General features: G+C 64.6%; 17 protein-coding genes and 1 pseudogene. 12 read left to right on the top strand and 6 right to left on the bottom strand.

Features of this window, described 5'->3' with window-relative positions; all coding sequences use genetic code 11:
- The 3 genes from EO156_RS23740 to EO156_RS24555 form a co-directional block, all read right to left on the bottom strand.
- Positions 1–733 (bottom strand): amidohydrolase family protein (locus EO156_RS23740; protein ID WP_164735869.1); only part of this gene is annotated, 733 nt, incomplete at its 3' end.
- Positions 730–1,023: a membrane protein insertion efficiency factor YidD gene (gene yidD, locus EO156_RS23735; RefSeq protein WP_005913106.1), complete on the bottom strand. Its 294-nt coding sequence runs from the start codon at positions 1,021–1,023 to the stop codon at positions 730–732. The genes EO156_RS23740 and yidD, both read right to left, overlap by 4 nt.
- Positions 1,023–1,616 carry a hypothetical protein gene (locus EO156_RS24555; RefSeq protein ID WP_016849035.1) on the bottom strand — a complete coding sequence of 198 codons (594 nt, stop codon included), beginning with the start codon at positions 1,614–1,616 and terminating at the stop codon, positions 1,023–1,025. The genes yidD and EO156_RS24555 overlap by 1 nt, the downstream gene beginning before the upstream one ends.
- 58 nt (positions 1,617–1,674) lie before the next feature.
- Between EO156_RS24555 and dksA the strand changes: the two genes are divergently transcribed.
- A complete protein-coding gene (dksA, locus tag EO156_RS24550) occupies positions 1,675–2,163 on the top strand; it encodes an RNA polymerase-binding protein DksA (RefSeq protein WP_011408725.1) in 489 nt (162 codons plus the stop codon).
- A 209-nt stretch (positions 2,164–2,372) separates the two neighbouring features.
- Here the strand turns inward: dksA and EO156_RS23725 are convergent, their stop codons facing one another.
- The 3 genes from EO156_RS23725 to cysS all read right to left on the bottom strand — a co-directional run bounded on the left by EO156_RS23725 (position 2,373) and on the right by cysS (position 5,644).
- Positions 2,373–3,623, bottom strand: a complete 1,251-nt coding sequence (locus EO156_RS23725; protein WP_003486939.1) for an MFS transporter — start codon at positions 3,621–3,623, stop codon at positions 2,373–2,375.
- The gene (locus EO156_RS23720) at positions 3,620–4,057 is read right to left on the bottom strand and encodes a SufE family protein (protein WP_011051530.1); all 438 of its coding nucleotides are present in this window, start codon (positions 4,055–4,057) and stop codon (positions 3,620–3,622) included. Before EO156_RS23720 ends, EO156_RS23725 begins: the two co-directional genes overlap by 4 nt.
- A gap of 162 nt (positions 4,058–4,219) precedes the next feature.
- Positions 4,220–5,644, bottom strand: a complete 1,425-nt coding sequence (cysS, locus tag EO156_RS23715; protein WP_016849036.1) for a cysteine--tRNA ligase — start codon at positions 5,642–5,644, stop codon at positions 4,220–4,222.
- Positions 5,645–5,821: 177 nt separating this feature from the next.
- Between cysS and EO156_RS23710 the strand changes: the two genes are divergently transcribed.
- From EO156_RS23710 to EO156_RS23660, 11 genes and pseudogenes are all read left to right on the top strand, one after another.
- A complete protein-coding gene (locus tag EO156_RS23710; protein ID WP_003486945.1) occupies positions 5,822–6,316 on the top strand; it encodes a hypothetical protein in 495 nt (164 codons plus the stop codon).
- 312 nt (positions 6,317–6,628) lie between these two features.
- A complete protein-coding gene (locus EO156_RS23705; protein ID WP_003486947.1) occupies positions 6,629–7,660 on the top strand; it encodes an N-acetylornithine carbamoyltransferase in 1,032 nt (343 codons plus the stop codon).
- Between the two features lie 50 nt (positions 7,661–7,710).
- Positions 7,711–8,949 carry an argininosuccinate synthase gene (locus tag EO156_RS23700; RefSeq protein WP_003486949.1) on the top strand — a complete coding sequence of 413 codons (1,239 nt, stop codon included), beginning with the start codon at positions 7,711–7,713 and terminating at the stop codon, positions 8,947–8,949.
- A 50-nt stretch (positions 8,950–8,999) separates the two neighbouring features.
- Complete coding sequence (locus EO156_RS23695) at positions 9,000–9,455, top strand: GNAT family N-acetyltransferase (protein WP_016849037.1); 456 nt, start codon at positions 9,000–9,002, stop codon at positions 9,453–9,455.
- A gap of 5 nt (positions 9,456–9,460) precedes the next feature.
- Positions 9,461–10,561, top strand: coding sequence for an acetylornithine deacetylase (locus tag EO156_RS23690; protein ID WP_005922549.1), 1,101 nt, complete (start codon positions 9,461–9,463; stop codon positions 10,559–10,561).
- A 44-nt stretch (positions 10,562–10,605) separates the two neighbouring features.
- A complete protein-coding gene (locus tag EO156_RS23685; RefSeq protein WP_003486956.1) occupies positions 10,606–11,949 on the top strand; it encodes an acetylglutamate kinase in 1,344 nt (447 codons plus the stop codon).
- Between the two features lie 5 nt (positions 11,950–11,954).
- Positions 11,955–12,566, top strand: coding sequence for a GNAT family protein (locus EO156_RS23680; RefSeq protein ID WP_003486958.1), 612 nt, complete (start codon positions 11,955–11,957; stop codon positions 12,564–12,566).
- Complete coding sequence (gene argC / locus EO156_RS23675) at positions 12,563–13,513, top strand: N-acetyl-gamma-glutamyl-phosphate reductase (protein ID WP_005913120.1); 951 nt, start codon at positions 12,563–12,565, stop codon at positions 13,511–13,513. Before EO156_RS23680 ends, argC begins: the two co-directional genes overlap by 4 nt.
- 173 nt (positions 13,514–13,686) lie before the next feature.
- Positions 13,687–14,985, top strand: coding sequence for an argininosuccinate lyase (locus EO156_RS23670; protein ID WP_003486963.1), 1,299 nt, complete (start codon positions 13,687–13,689; stop codon positions 14,983–14,985).
- Positions 14,982–15,242 carry a YciI family protein gene (locus EO156_RS23665; protein ID WP_016850021.1) on the top strand — a complete coding sequence of 87 codons (261 nt, stop codon included), beginning with the start codon at positions 14,982–14,984 and terminating at the stop codon, positions 15,240–15,242. The genes EO156_RS23670 and EO156_RS23665 overlap by 4 nt, the downstream gene beginning before the upstream one ends.
- A gap of 13 nt (positions 15,243–15,255) precedes the next feature.
- Positions 15,256–15,742 (top strand): annotated as a pseudogene (locus tag EO156_RS23660) (glutamate 5-kinase); the annotation flags it as partial.

The raw sequence follows: 15,742 nt of genomic DNA, 5'->3' as shown, positions 1-15,742 counted from the left end.
GCGACAGCTCGTCGGCAGTGGAGATGTGCAATACGTGCAGGCGGGTGTTGTGCTTGCGCGCCAGCGACACCGCCAGCTGCGACGACTTCAGGCAGGCTTGACGCGAACGGATGTCCGGGTGCATCTCCGGTGTCAGCGCATCGCCATACTTTTCCTTGTACTGCGCCATCGTCGCATCAATGGTCGGGGTGTCTTCGCAGTGAGTGATGATCGGCGTGGGCGCGTCGCGGAAGATGGCGTCCAGCGTTTCGGGGTTATCGACCAGCATGTTGCCGGTGGAGGCGCCCATGAACACCTTGATGCCTGGTGCAGTCTTGGGGTCCAGCGATTGGATGTGGGCCAGGTTGTCGTTGCTGGCGCCCATGTAGAAGCCGTAGTTGGCCCAGGCGCGCCCGGCGGCGGCGTCGTACTTGGCCTGCAGTGCGGCGGCATCCAGGGTCGGCGGATTGGTGTTGGGCATGTCCATGAAGCTGGTCAGGCCACCAGCGACAGCGGCGCCGGATTCGGTCGCGATGTCGCCCTTGTGGGTCAGGCCGGGCTCGCGGAAGTGCACCTGGTCGTCGATCATGCCTGGCAGCACCCAGCGTCCGGCGGCGTCCACCACGGTATCGCCAGGGGCAGGGACGATCTTGCTGTCGATCTTGGCGATGCGGCCGCCCTCGATCAGGAGATCGGCGTCGAACTCCTTGCCTTCATTGACCAGGCGGGCATTGACGATGACGGTTCGGCTCATGGATGGGGTCCTTTGCAGCTGCAGGAAGAAGACGGGGAGGGCGAGGTGGGCGCATCGGGCACCGGATCGAATCCGCCCGGATGGAAAGGATGACAGCGGCCGAGCCTGCGTGCGGCAAGCCAGCTGCCGCGCAGCGGGCCGAAGCGGCCGATGGCGGTCATCGCGTAGTCCGAACAGCTTGGTGCAAAACGGCAACGCGGCCCGAGCAGGGGGCTGATGACGAGCTTGTAGACGCGCAGCAGCGCGATGAGCAGGCGTGAGATCACTTGCCAATGATATGCCACTTGCATTAATAGGTGGTTGCCGGGGGTCCGCGGGGTACGTTATAAAGGCCCGCTTTCCCGGGCCCCGGGGGAACCAAGGATGAGCGTTTCGTGGCTGCTAAAAAACCTGCAAAAAAGGCCGTAGAGGCCGCCAAGAAGTCCGCCAAACCCGTTGCGAAAAAGGCAGCGACGTCTGCTGCTGCGAAACCGGCCGCAAAGCCGGCGACCAAGCAGCCGGCTGCCAAGAAGGCACCCGCGAAGAAGGCACCTGCGAAGAAGGCACCTGCGAAGAAGGCCGCCGCCAAGCCGGCGCCGGCTTCCAAGCCCACCGCGTCCGCAGCCCCCAAGGCAGTGAAACCCGTCGCCAAGAGTGCTGCCAAGCCGGCGGCGAAAAAGGCAGCTCCGGCTGCCGCCAAACCGGCTGCCAAGCCGGTGGCGTCCAAGTCCGTACCGAAGCCGGCCACCAAGCCGGCTCCGGCCAAGTCAGTCCCGGTCAAGGCCGAGAAGCCCGCGCCCGCACCGGTCCCCAAGGCCGTCCCTGCGAAGCCGGCAAAGCCTGCGACCCCGTCATCTAAGAATCCCGTGCCCGTTTCGAAATCTTCCGCAAAAACGCCAACCAAAACCGAAGCCCCCGCCAAGCCTGCTGCGACCCGTCCGGTCGGCAAGGTGGCCGTGGCCGTGACGTCCAAGCCGTCCAGCTCGGCGCCCAAGACCAAGTACAAGGTGGTCGAGTACAAGACCGACGAAGCCACCGGTCGCCCGATCCTGCCGCAGGGTTACAAGCCTGCCGCGGACGAGGAGTACATGAACAAGCTGCAGCAGGAATATTTCCGCCAGCGTCTGCAGAGCTGGCGCAACGAGATGGTGGAGGAATCCAAGCAGACCATCGAAAACCTGCGCGAAGAAGTGCGCGACATCGGCGACGAAGCCGAACGCGCCACCCGCGAGACCGAAAACTCGCTGGAACTGCGTGCCCGTGATCGCGCCCGCAAGCTGATCTCCAAGATCGACAGCACGCTCAAGCGTCTGGAAGACGGCGACTACGGTTACTGCGTGGACACCGGCGAAGAGATTGGCCTGGACCGCCTGGAAGCGCGTCTGACCGCCGAGCGCACCATCGACGCCCAGGAGCGTTGGGAGCACTTGCAGAAGCAGCAGGGCGACTGACCGTCCGCCCGGCTCGCCGAAAGACCCCGCCATGTGCGGGGTTTTTTTTATGGGCGCCTGATACGTCGAATTAGCGCTTGGTCAGTCAGCGCCGTTTGTGGGACGCCGTCGCACGCAGCTGCGTGGCGGCACGTGACTGCGGCCCGCAGCTCGAACACCTTCGCACCGCAGCGGCGCTGTGGGCACAGGCAATCACGCGATCGCGCAGCTCACTGCAGATCGCGCAGGTCCAGCTTGCGCAGGCGCGGCGCCTTCCAGGCGGTGGTGGCCACCACGCCCAGGGTGACACAGCCGCCGATGACCACCGCCGGCACCAGGCCGACCAGGCGCGCCATGACGCCGTCGTAGAACGCGCCCAGCTCGTTGGACGAGCCGATGAAGATGCCGTTGATCGAAGACACCCGGCCACGCATGGCATCGGGGGTGGCCAGCTGCAGGATGGTCTGGCGCACCACCACCGAGACGCCGTCGCACATGCCGTACACCAGCAGGATTGCAGCGGACAGCCAGAAATGGCGCGACAGTCCGAAGGCGATGGTGCAGAGTCCGAAGCCGGCCACCGACAGCAGCAGGACGCGTCCGGCATTGCGCTGCAGCGGGTGCCGCGCCAGCCACACGCCAACCACGATCGAACCCAGCGCCGGCGCGCCGCGCAGGATGCCCAGGCCTTCGGGGCCGTAGTGCAGGATGTCGTGGATGAAGGCCGGCAACATCGATACCGCGCCGCCGAGCAGTACCGAAAACATGTCCAGCGCCATCGCGCCCAGCATGATCTGGTTGGACAGTACGAACTGCGCGCCTTCGGCGATGCTGCGGAAGATCGGCGCACGTGGGCCCTCGCTGACCGGCTCGCTGACACGCAGCAGTGCCAACGCCAGGATCGCCAGCATCGCCACGCTGGCGGCGACCCCGTAGGCCAGGCCCTTGCCGCCCCAGCCGACCAGCACACCGCCCAGCGCCGGGCCGATCACCATGCCGGCCTGGAAGGTGACGCTGCCGATGCTGGCACCGCGCGCGAATGCCTCGCGCGGCAGCGCCCGTGCGAACAAGGCGTTGTAGACCGGCGACAAGAAAGAGCGCGCCGCGCCGGTGAGCGAGATGGCGGCATAGATCGGCCACACGCCTTCGACGGGCAGCCAGCCTTGCGTGATCGCCAACAGCAGCAGCGCGGTCGCGACCAAACCCAGCACGGCGACCATGCCCAGCCGGCGGCGCGGCAGGTGATCGACCAGGTAGCCGGCGAAGGGGGCGATGCAGAAGAACGGCAGGATTTCGGCCAGGCCGATCAGCCCCAGCGAGAGCGGGTTGCCGGTAATTTCGTAGATATGCCAACCGACCGTCACGGCGACGATCTGGTAGGACAGCATCGCCGCCACGCGGTAGAGCAGCACCAGGCCGAAGCCTGGATGGGCAAGCAGCGTCCGCAGCGAATCGGCGGGCGACGGGGCGGGCGTGCTCACTGCTGCGCGCGCGCGGTATCGCGGATGAAGGCCAGCATCGCCGCCACGCCGTTGCTGCGGGTCGGCGACAGATGCTTGGCCAGGCCGATTCCGGCGATGTAGTCAGGCTCGGTGGCCAGTATCTCTTGCGCGCTACGCCCCGAATACACGCGCAGCGCAAGGTAGATCAGCCCGGAGACAATGGCCGAATCGCTGACGGCATGGAAATCCAGCCGCTCGGCGTTGCCTTCCGGCACGATCCAGACCATCGATTGGCAGCCGTGCAGGCGGTGCTCTTCGGTTTTCCATTGTTCCGGGAAGGTGGGCAACTTGCGGCCAAGATCGATCAGGTACTGGTAGCGCTCGGACCAGTCGCCAAAAAAGGAGAATTCCTCGGCAATGGCGGCCTGCGCCTCGGTGGCAGTAGGTTCAAGCGGGAAGGGGGAGGTGGTCATCTAACATCCAGAATCAGTCGGTGATAGCCCCTCTCCCTATGGGAGAGGGGTTGGGGTGAGGGTACGGGCGGAGCCACGTGCATTAACTTCTCTCATGCGGCTTCGCCCGTACCCTCATCCGCCCCTGCGGGGCACCTTCTCCCGGCGGGAGAAGGGAGGAGGTCAAGCGCGTTTCCAGCGCACGCCTTGCGGGGTGTCTTCGAGCACGATGCCTTCTTCTGCCAGTTGCTTGCGGATGGCATCGGCGCGGGCAAAATCCTTGGCTTTTTTTGCCGTGCTGCGTTCTTCGACCAAGGCGGTGATGCGTGCATCGTCGCCGGCATCAGTGCCGCGCGAGAACCAGGCGGCCGGATCTTGCTGCAGCAGTCCCAAGGCCAAGCCGGCGCCCAGCAACTTCGCGTGCACCGCATGAAGGTCGCTCATACGCGTCGAGGGTTCGCCGCCATGAACCAACTCATTGCGCAGCGCGCGCGCTTCCGAGGCGATGCTGGCGATAACCGACAAGGCCAGCGGCGTGTTGAGATCGTCTTCGAGCGCGGACTCCACCTCGACGGGAATCGTCCTCGATGGCGCGACATCGTTGCCGCTATCGGCTTGCAGCGCAGCCAGATCCCGCAACGTGCCATACAACCGGTCCAGCGTGTTTTTCGCCTGCTCGATCAGCCCATCCGACCAATCCAGCGGCTGACGGTAATGCGCGCTCAACAGCGCATAGCGCAGCGCTTCGGGCGGATGCCTGGCGATGAGCTCGTGCACGGTTTCGATATTGCCCAGCGACTTGCTCATCTTCGCGCCGCTGAAATTGAGCATGCCGTTGTGCAGCCAGAACCGCGCAAAGGTGGCGCCGCCATGCGCGCACTCGCTCTGCGCAATCTCGTTTTCGTGATGCGGAAACTGCAGGTCCACGCCGCCGGCATGAATGTCGATGGTGGGGCCCAGATGCGCCGCAGCCATCGCCGAGCATTCGATATGCCAACCCGGGCGGCCGCGGCCCCAGGGCGATTCCCAGCCGGGCAGGTCGGCGCTGGAGGGTTTCCACAGCACGAAGTCGCCGGGGTCGCGCTTGTACGGCGCCACGTCCACGCGCGCGCCGGCCAGCATTTCGTCCGGGTCGCGCCGCGAGAGCTTGCCGTAGCCGTCGAAGCTGGAAACCGAAAACAGCACGTGGCCTTCTGCGGCGTAGGCATGCCCATTGGTGATCAGCTGCTCGATCATCGCCACGATCTGCGGGATATGCGCGGTGGCCTCCGGTTCGATGTCCGGTGGAACCACGCCAAGCGCCGCCATGTCCTGCCGGTAGATCGCCGCGAAGCGGTCGGTGATCGTCGAAATCGGCACACCCTGCGCCTGCGCGGCGGCGTTGATCTTGTCGTCCACGTCGGTGATGTTGCGCGCGTAGCGCAGCGCGCCGTAGCGTCGCCGCAGCAATGCGGCAAGCACATCGAAGACCACCGGGCCGCGGGCGTTGCCGATATGCGCGTAGTTGTAGACGGTGGGACCGCAGACATACAGGGTGGGGCTGGACGGATCGAGCGGCGCGAACGGCTCGACCCGCCGCGTCAGGTTGTTGTGCAGGCGCAGGCTCATCGGCATCCGAAAAAGGGCAATCGCGCGATTCTAGCCCGTTGTGGCGCGATGGCGAATCGCCAGCCTGACAATGGCGACCGGATGGGTTGCGTTCAGCCCACGCGGCCGCAAGCTCCATACACTTACGTACTGCCTGGCTGCGCGTTCCCGGTACTGATGCGACCTTCTCCGTTCTTCATGCTGCTGTGTACGTTTGCCGGGCACCTCATTCCGGCGTACGCGGCAGAGCCCGACCCCAAGAATCGGGTCGTGGTGATCGAGAACGTGAAGCTGGATTATGCGCAGGTGCTCAACGTCGAGCCGGTCTACCAGACGCTTCGCGCCACGCGTATCGAAGAGCAATGCGAATCCGAACAGGCGGTACAGGCTGCTGCAGCGCCGTCCGAGGACGAGGGCCGCATCAACCGCATGGTGGATTCGGTCAAGGAAATGTTCTCGCGTCGCCCCGAACCGGCCGCGCCCGCTGCGGTGCCCCCGACCAGCACGCGACGCAACTGCAAGGTCGTGGAAGTGCCGCGCGAGTTCCGCCGGCCAATCGCCTTCGACGTGGACTATGTCTACAAGGGCACCAAATACCGTTCGCGGTTGCCGGAAGATCCGGGTAACCGGCTGCGCATCCGGGTTTCGGTGACCCCGTACATTCCCGACGCCATCGTCGCGCCGCCGCGATGAGATGCGCAGCGGTTGCGCCGTGCCCACATGCGTGCGAGGATTCGCGCCCTATGCAAGCAAACGCCTTTCAGCACGACACCAGCGCCGCCCGGATGGCCTCCGGCATGACCTCGCGTGCCCGCCGACCGGAATCCCACATGTTCGCTGGGTAAGCCGGGGCGTTTGCTGTTCCGACGTCGAAGACCCAGCTCCCAGGCTGGGTTTTTTCGTTTTGGCGTCACAAAAGTTTCAACCGCAAGAAACGCGCATGTCGCGCACCCCGTCGCTCCTGGCGGACAAACGCAGCAGTAGCACGCAGCAAAGGATCGATCGATGTCACTGAAGCACTTCTTGAACACCCAGGACTGGAGCCGCGCCGAACTGGACGCGCTGTTGACCCAGGCCGCGTTGTTCAAACGCAACAAGCTGGGAAGCGAGCTGAAGGGCAAGTCGATTGCGCTGGTGTTCTTCAACCCGTCCATGCGCACCCGTACCAGCTTCGAGCTGGGCGCATTTCAGTTGGGCGGGCACGCGGTGGTCTTGCAGCCGGGCAAGGATGCGTGGCCGATCGAGTTCAATCTGGGCACGGTCATGGACGGCGACACCGAAGAGCACATCGCCGAAGTGGCGCGTGTGCTGGGGCGTTACGTCGACCTGATCGGTGTGCGCGCGTTTCCGAAGTTCGTGGACTGGTCCAAGGACCGCGAAGACCAGGTGCTCAAGAGCTTTGCCAAGTATTCGCCGGTGCCGGTGATCAACATGGAAACCATCACCCACCCGTGCCAGGAGCTGGCGCATGCGCTGGCGCTGCAGGAACACTTCGGTACCCAGGATCTGCGCGGCAAGAAGTACGTGCTGACCTGGACCTACCACCCCAAGCCGCTGAACACAGCGGTGGCCAACTCGGCGCTGACCATCGCCACCCGCATGGGCATGGACGTGACCCTGCTGTGCCCGACGCCGGATTACATCCTGGATCAGCGCTACATGGACTGGGCCGCGCAAAACGTGGTCGAAAGCGGTGGTTCGCTACAGGTCAGCCATGACATCGACAGCGCCTATGCCGGCGCCGATGTCGTCTACGCCAAGAGCTGGGGCGCGCTGCCGTTCTTCGGCAACTGGGAACCGGAAAAACCGATTCGCGACCAGTACCAGCATTTCATCGTCGACGAACGCAAGATGGCGCTGACCAACAATGGCGTGTTCTCGCACTGCCTGCCGCTGCGTCGCAACGTCAAGGCGACCGACGCAGTGATGGATTCGCCCAACTGCATCGCCATCGACGAAGCCGAAAATCGCCTGCATGTGCAGAAGGCGATCATGGCGGCGCTTGCTTCGCAAGCCGGAATCGGGAATCGGGAATAGAGAATCGCAACAGCAACACCTTGGCCCCCACATTTACGTACTAAGGAACAATGATGAGCGCTGCTTCCACCAATCCCGAATTCCCCATCGCGACTTCCGGCACCAAGGACATCGTTCTCGCGTTTTCCGGTGGTCTGGACACCAGCTTCTGCATTCCGTATCTGCAGGAGCGCGGCTATGCGGTGCACACCGTGTTTGCCGATACCGGTGGTGTGGATGCCGAAGAACGTGAGTTCATCGAGAAGCGCGCTGCCGAATTGGGCGCGGCCAGCCACGTCACCGTGGACGGTGGCCCGGCGATCTGGGAAGGCTTCGTCAAGCCGTTCGTGTGGGCGGGCGAGGGGTACCAGGGCCAGTATCCGTTGCTGGTGTCCGACCGCTACCTGATCGTGGATGCTGCGCTCAAGCGTGCCGAAGAATTGGGCACGCGCATCATTGCGCACGGTTGCACCGGCATGGGCAACGACCAGGTGCGTTTCGACCTGGCAGTGAAGGCGCTGGGCGACTATCAGATCGTCGCGCCGATTCGCGAGATCCAGAAAGAGCACACCCAGACCCGTGCCTATGAGCAGAAGTATCTGGAAGCGCGTGGCTTCGGCGTGCGTGCCAAACAGCAGGCCTACACCATCAATGAGAACCTGCTGGGCCTGACCATGTCCGGCGGCGAGATCGACCGTTGGGAAGCGCCAGGCGAGGGCGCGCGCGGCTGGTGCGCGCCGCGCAGCGCCTGGCCGAGCGAAGCGCTGACGGTGACGCTGAAATTCGTCGAAGGCGAAGCGGTGGAACTGGACGGCAAGCCGCTGCCGGGTGCCAAGATCCTGGCCAAGCTCAACACCTTGTTCGCGCAGTACGGCGTGGGCCGCGGCGTCTATACCGGCGATACCGTGATCGGTTTGAAGGGCCGCATCGTATTCGAAGCGCCGGGCCTGATTTCGCTGCTCACCGCGCACCGTGCGCTGGAAGATGCGGTGCTGACCAAGCAGCAGAACCGCTTCAAGCCGGACGTGGCGCGCAAGTGGGTGGAGCTGGTGTACGAAGGCTTCTATCACGACCCGCTCAAGAGCGATATCGAGGCGTTCCTGAAGTCCTCGCAGGCCAAGGTCAATGGCGAGGTGACGCTGGAAACCCGCGGGGGGCGCGTCGATGCGGTGGCGGTGCGTTCGCCGCACCTGCTCAACACCAAGGGTGCGACCTATGCGCAATCGGCCGACTGGGGCGTGGAAGAGGCCGAGGGCTTCATCAAGCTGTTCGGGATGAGCTCCACGCTGTACGCGCAGGTCAACCGCTGAGCAAAAGGCCCCTCTCTCTTCCATGGGGAGGGGAGAAGAGGGCCACTGCGATGGAACCCATGCCCGCACTACGCATCAGTACCGACAAGCAGGAACTCGACCTGCCGTTGATCCATCGCTTCCTCAGCGAGCAGGCCTATTGGTGCCTGGGCATCCCGCTGGACACGGTGCAGCGGGCGATCGCCGGCTCGCTGTGTTTCGGCGGTTATTGCGAGGGCGTAGGGCAGGTGGCGTTCGCCAGAGTGATCACCGACGGTGCCACCTTCGGCTATCTCGCCGATGTGTTCGTGCTTGATGCACACCGTGGGCGCGGCTATGGCAAGCAATTGGTGGCGGCAGTAATGGCCCATCCGCATCTGCAAGGCCTTCGCCGCTTCATGCTCGCCACCTCCGATGCGCATGCGCTGTACGCACAGCACGGCTTCGCCGCGCCGGCGCGGCCGCAGGCGTTGATGGAAATCGCCTATCCCGATCTCTACCGCACCACCACCACCACGGCTGCCTGACACACATGACTGACCTGCTCACCTCCACGCTGGACCACCTGCAGGCGCTGGTAGCGTTCGACACCCGCAATCCGCCGCGTGCGATTGCCGCCGAAGGCGGCATCTTCGATTACCTGCGTGCGCAGCTGCCGGGGTTTGAGGCCGAGGTGGTCGATCACGGTGCAGGTGCGGTGAGCCTGTACGCGGTGCGCGGCACGCCGAAGTACCTGTTCAATGTGCATCTGGATACCGTGCCGGATTCGCCGTACTGGAGCGCCGACCCGCACGTAATGCGGCGTCTGGACGACCGCGTGGTGGGCTTGGGCGTGTGCGACATCAAGGGCGCGGCGGCGGCGTTGGTTGCCGCGGCCAATACCGGTGACGGCGATGCCGCGTTCCTGTTTTCTTCGGACGAAGAAGCCAATGATCCGCGCTGTATCGCCGCGTTCCTGGCGCGTGGCGTGCCGTATGAAGCTGTCGTGGTGGCCGAGCCGACCATGGGCGAAGCGGTGCTGGCGCATCGTGGTATCAGTTCGGTGCTGATGCGGTTTGCCGGGCGCGCCGGGCACGCCTCGGGCAAACAGGACCCCTCTGCAAGCGCCTTGCATCAGGCAATGCGCTGGGGCGGCAAGGCGCTGGACCATGTCGAATCGCTGGCGCATGCGCGCTTCGGTGGTTTGACCGGATTGCGCTTCAACATCGGACGCGTCGAGGGCGGCATCAAGGCCAACATGATCGCGCCGGCAGCCGAAGCGCGCTTCGGCTTTCGTCCGCTGCCGTCGATGGACGTGGATGGATTGCTGGCAACCTTCGCCGGATTCGCCGAACCGGCGGCAGCGCATTTCGAAGAAACCTTTCGCGGGCCGAGCCTGCCATCCGGCGACATCGCACGCGCAGAAGAACGTCGTCTGGCCGCACGCGATGTGGCCGATGCGCTGGACCTGCCGATCGGCAACGCAGTGGACTTCTGGACCGAAGCATCGCTGTTTTCGGCCGGTGGCTACACCGCGCTGGTCTATGGCCCGGGCGACATCGCCCAGGCGCATACCGCCGACGAATTCGTGACGCTTGCGCAATTGCAGCGTTACGCCGAATCGGTCCATCGCATCATCAACGGTTCCCACTGAACCGACACGCGCCTGGCGCTCCCTTTCCTCTTTCGAACACGGCAATGTCCTCTTCCGCACAGCCCCACAAACAGACCCGCCAGACCATCGTGCGCCTGCTCTCGAGCATGGCCAGCGCGAAGGAAATCAGCCAGTACCTCAAGCGGTTTTCGCAGCTCGATGCCAAGCGCTTTGCGGTGGTCAAGGTGGGCGGCGCGGTGTTGCGCGACGATCTGGACGCGCTGACCTCGTCGCTGTCGTTCCTGCAGGAAGTGGGGTTGACCCCGATCGTGCTGCATGGCGCCGGCCCGCAGCTGGATGCAGAGCTGTCGGCAGCCGGCATCGAAAAGCACACCATCAACGGACTGCGCGTCACCTCGCCGGAAGCGTTGGCGATCGTGCGCAAGGTGTTCCAGGCCTCCAACCTGAAACTGGTGGAAGCGCTCCAGCAGAACGGCGCGCGTGCGACCTCGATCACCGGTGGCGTGTTCGAGGCCGAGTATCTGGATCGCGACATCTACGGCCTGGTCGGTGAGGTCAAGGCGGTGAATCTGGCGCCGATCGAAGCCAGTCTGCAGGCCGGCTCCATCCCGGTGATCACCAGCCTGGGCGAAACGCCCAGCGGGCAGATCCTCAACGTCAATGCGGATTTTGCCGCCAACGAGTTGGTGCAGGAGCTGCAGCCGTACAAGATCATTTTCCTTACCGGCACCGGCGGCCTGCTGGATGCCGATGGCAAGTTGATCGACTCGATCAACCTGTCTACCGAGTTCGATCACCTGATGCAGCAGCCGTGGATCAATGGCGGCATGCGGGTGAAGATCGAGCAGATCAAGGACTTGCTCGATCGTCTGCCGCTGGAGTCGTCGGTGTCGATCACCCGGCCGTCGGACCTGGCCAAGGAGCTGTTCACCCACAAGGGCTCGGGCACGCTGGTGCGGCGTGGCGAGCGCGTGCTGCGCGCGACTTCCTGGGACGAACTGGATCTGCCTCGCCTGAAGTCGCTGATCGAATCCAGCTTCGGCCGCACGCTGGTGCCGGAGTATTTCGACACCACCACGTTGCTGCGCGCGTATGTCAGCGAAAACTACCGTGCGGCGGTGATCCTGACCGACGAGGGCCAGTTCGGTGCGGGCAGGTTGACCTATCTGGACAAGTTCGCCGTGCTCGACGATGCGCAGGGCGAAGGTCTTGGCCGCGCGGTGTGGAATGTGATGCGCGAAGAGACCCCGCAGCTGTTCTGGCGCTCGCGCCATAACAATCAGGTCAATATCTTTTACTACGCCGAATCCGACGGTTGCATCAAGCAGGAGAAGTGGAAGGTGTTCTGGTACGGGCTGGAAAATTTCGAGCAGATCCAGCATTGCGTTGCGCACTGTGCGACGCGTCAGCCGACTTTGCTGGGCTGAGTGCGATGAGCGCCGTCGGCTTGCCGCCCCTTTGGCGCGAACAGCCCAGCCTGCGTGGACGGCACGCGAGCCTGGAGCCGCTGCAGGCAGCGCATGCCGATGGGTTGCGTGAGGCAGTGGGCGACGGCGCGCTGTCGCGGCTGTGGTACACCAGCGTGCCCGCACCGGAGCAGGTCGATGCGTATATCGCTGCAGCCTTGGCCGCCTGCGCCGATGGCGCCGCGTTGCCATTTGCGGTGCGCGATGCGGCCGGCGACATCGTCGGTTGCACGCGCTACTACGCGCTGGATGCAGCTGTGCCGAGGCTGTCGATCGGCTACACCTGGTACGCACCGCGCATGCAGCGCAGCGGCGTCAACACCGAAGCCAAGCTGATGCTGCTGCAATACGCCTTCGAAACATTGGGGTGCTTGAGCGTGGCGTTCGAAACCAGCTGGTTCAACCACACCTCGCGCACGGCGATCGCGCGGCTGGGCGCAAAACAGGACGGTGTGCTGCGCAACCACACCCGCCACGCCGACGGTACGCTGCGCGATACCGTGGTGTTTTCCATCATCGATACGGAATGGGCAGGGGTCAAACGCCACCTGCAGTTCCGCCTGGAAGCAAACGCATGACTGTTCAACCAAAGACCATCGGCATTGTCGGCGCCCGCGGGCATACCGGCTCGGAATTGATCAAACTGGTTGCGGCGCACCCGCAGCTGCACTTGAGCTTCGTGTCCTCGCGCGAGCTGGCCGGGCAGCGCGTGGCCGAGCATAACGATGCCTACCAGGGGCAGTTGCGCTACGAGAACCTGGATGCCGACGCGGTGGCCGTCAAGGCTGCCGACGTGGTGATCCTGGCGCTGCCCAATGGCAAGGCAGCGCCCTTCGTCGCCGCGATCGACGCAGCAACGCCGCAGACGCTGGTGATCGATCTGTCGGCAGACTATCGCTTCGATCCGGCCTGGTACTACGGCTTGCCTGAGCTGACGCGCGGCAGCTACGCCGGACAAAGACGCATCAGCAATCCGGGCTGTTATGCCACCGCGATGCAGCTGACCATCGCGCCACTGCTCGACCAGTTGGCCGGGCCGCCGCAGTGTTTCGGCGTCTCCGGGTATTCGGGCGCGGGTACCACGCCCTCGGACAAGAACAACCCCGAGTTGCTCTCCAATAATTTGATGCCGTATGCGCTGACCAACCACATGCACGAGCGCGAGGTGTCTGCGCAGCTCGGCGTGCCGGTGGAGTTCATGCCGCACGTGGCGCCGCATTTCCGCGGCATCACCATGACCGTCAATCTGTGGCTGCAGCAGCCGCTGACGCGCGAGCAGATCCAGGCGCGTTATACGCAGCGTTATGCCGACGAGCCGTTGATCGAGATCGTCGACGAAGCGCCTTGGGTGAGCCGCATCGCCGGCAAGCACGGTGTGCAGATTGGCGGGGTGACGCTGGCGCCCGGCAACAAGCGCGTGGTGGTGGTGGCGACGCTGGACAACCTGCTCAAGGGTGCAGCGACGCAGGCGATGCAGAACCTCAACCTGGCGCTGGGCTGGGACGAGTTGATGGCAATTCGTTGATGCGAGTCCCTCGCAAGAGCCTGCACATCCCTGTGCAGGGATTTAACGATGCGAGTCCCTCGCAACAGCCCGCACATCCCTGTGCAGGGATTTAACGATGCGGGTCCCTCGCAACAGCCCGCACATCCATGTGCGGGGATCGAAACTGGACGACTTACTCGAGACGCTTTCCGATGACCAATCTGTTGTGGCAAAAACCTGGCGTTGCCGTGGACGCCAAGATCCAGAGTTTCCTTGCCGGCGACGATGTGATCCTGGATCGCGAATTCTTCCTGTACGACATCGCCGCCAGCAAGGCGCATGCGCAGGGGCTGCAGCATATCGGCATCTTGTCGTTGCAGGAGCTGGGTGGCTTGAGTGAGCAGCTCGATCTGCTGGCGGCCGACTTCCGCAGCGGCGCATTCGTGCTCGATGCGCAATACGAGGATTGCCACTCGGCCATCGAAGCGCGATTGACCGAGCGTCTGGGCGATGCAGGCCGCAAGATCCACACCGGCCGCAGCCGTAACGACCAGATTCTGGTCGCCACCCGCTTGTGGTTGAAGGACAAGCTGCAGCGCGTGGCCACGCTCAGCGCGGAGATCGCCGAGGTGGCGTTGGAGCGCGCACAGGCCGAGGCCGAGCTGCCAGTGCCGGGCTACACTCACATCCAGCGTGCGGTGGTGTCGTCGGCCGGCATGTGGTGGGCGGGCTGGGCGGAAGCCTTCATCGACAATGCCGTGCGCGCCGGTGACACCGTCCACTTGGTCGACAGCAATCCGCTCGGCACGGCCGCGGGCTATGGCGTGAATCTGCCGCTGGATCGTGCGCATACCACCGCCGAACTGGGGTTTGCACGCCTGTTGGTCTCGCCGATCTATGCCCAGCTTTCGCGCGGCAAATACGAACTGGCCGCGCTCGAAGCGCTGGGCAGCGCCACGCTGGATCTGCGCCGCATCGCCTGGGATCTGTCGCTGTTCACCAGCGGCGAATTCGCGTTTGTCGCTTTGCCGGCGCAATACACCACCGGCAGTTCGATCATGCCGAACAAGCGCAACCCGGACGTGATCGAGCTGATGCGCGCAACGCATGCCAGCGTGGCGGCAGCGCGCACCGAGATCGAACAGCTGCTGTCGCTGCCGTCGGGTTATCACCGCGATCTTCAAAGTAGCAAGGGCGCGATCGTGCACGGCTTTGGCCGCGGACTTGCGGCGCTGGAACTGTTGCCGGCCTTGCTGGCCAATCTGGAATGGCGCCCGGACAAACTGCGCGCAGCCATCGATTCGGGCATGTACGCCACCGACGTGGCAGTGGAAGCCGCCGTGGCCGGTGTGCCGTTCCGCGAGGCTTACAAGGCGGCAGCGCAAGCCTCCGAGACCGCAGGGCAGGGGCGCACGCCGGAGGGCAGCCTGGCTGCGCGCGTCTCGCCCGGTGCGGCAGCCGACCTGCAGCTGGATGTGCTGCAGGCGCGCTGGCAGGCGCTGCGCGCATGACGACCCGTTACCTGGTGCTTGCGCTGCGCAAGCCGGGGTTTCCCGCCGATGTGGTGCAGCCGCATCTGGACTTTCTCGATGCGTTGCGCGCCGCCGGGCAGCTTGAGCTGACCGGTGGTTTCAGCGATCGCAGCGGTGGGGCGTATGTGCTGGTCAACGTGGCCACCCTCGAAGACGCCCAGCAGATCGTTGCGCGTGACCCGCTGGTGCTGCGCGGTGCCTCTGCACTGACCGTGTATGAGTGGAACACGCACTGAGGACGTCATTGCCATGAGCACGCCTGCCAGCACGTCGTCGCCCTTTACCGAGCAGGCATTGCCGCCATGGCGCCGTGCGGTGCTCAAGGTCGGCAGCAGCCTGCTCGCCGCCGATGGGGGGGGGCTGTCCCCGCGCTTCGCGCTCGGTCTGGCGCAGTTCGTCTCCGCCAATCTGGCAGCCGGGCGCGAGCTGGTGATCGTGTCGTCGGGCGCGGTGGCCGCCGGCCGTGCCATCCTGCCCAAAGCGGTGGATGTCGGCGCACCGATCGCGGCACGGCAGGCACTGGCCGCCTTGGGCCAGGCGCAGTTGATTGCGTTGTGGCAGCGCTTTTTCGAGCGACCGGTGGCGCAGGTACTGCTCACGCATGACGACCTGCGCAACCGTCGCCGCTACCTCAATGCGCGTGCCACCTTGGGCGAGTTGCTGCGGCTGGGCGCGCTGCCGGTGATCAACGAAAACGATACCGTCTCGGTGGATGAGTTGAAGCTGGGCGATAACG

The sequence above is a fragment of the Xanthomonas sp. DAR33341 genome (genome assembly GCF_003992815.1).
GTDB classification, from domain to species: domain Bacteria; phylum Pseudomonadota; class Gammaproteobacteria; order Xanthomonadales; family Xanthomonadaceae; genus Xanthomonas; species Xanthomonas cissicola.
Note: the sequence above shows the minus strand (reverse complement) of the source record. Positions and strands in the feature narration are given on the sequence as shown.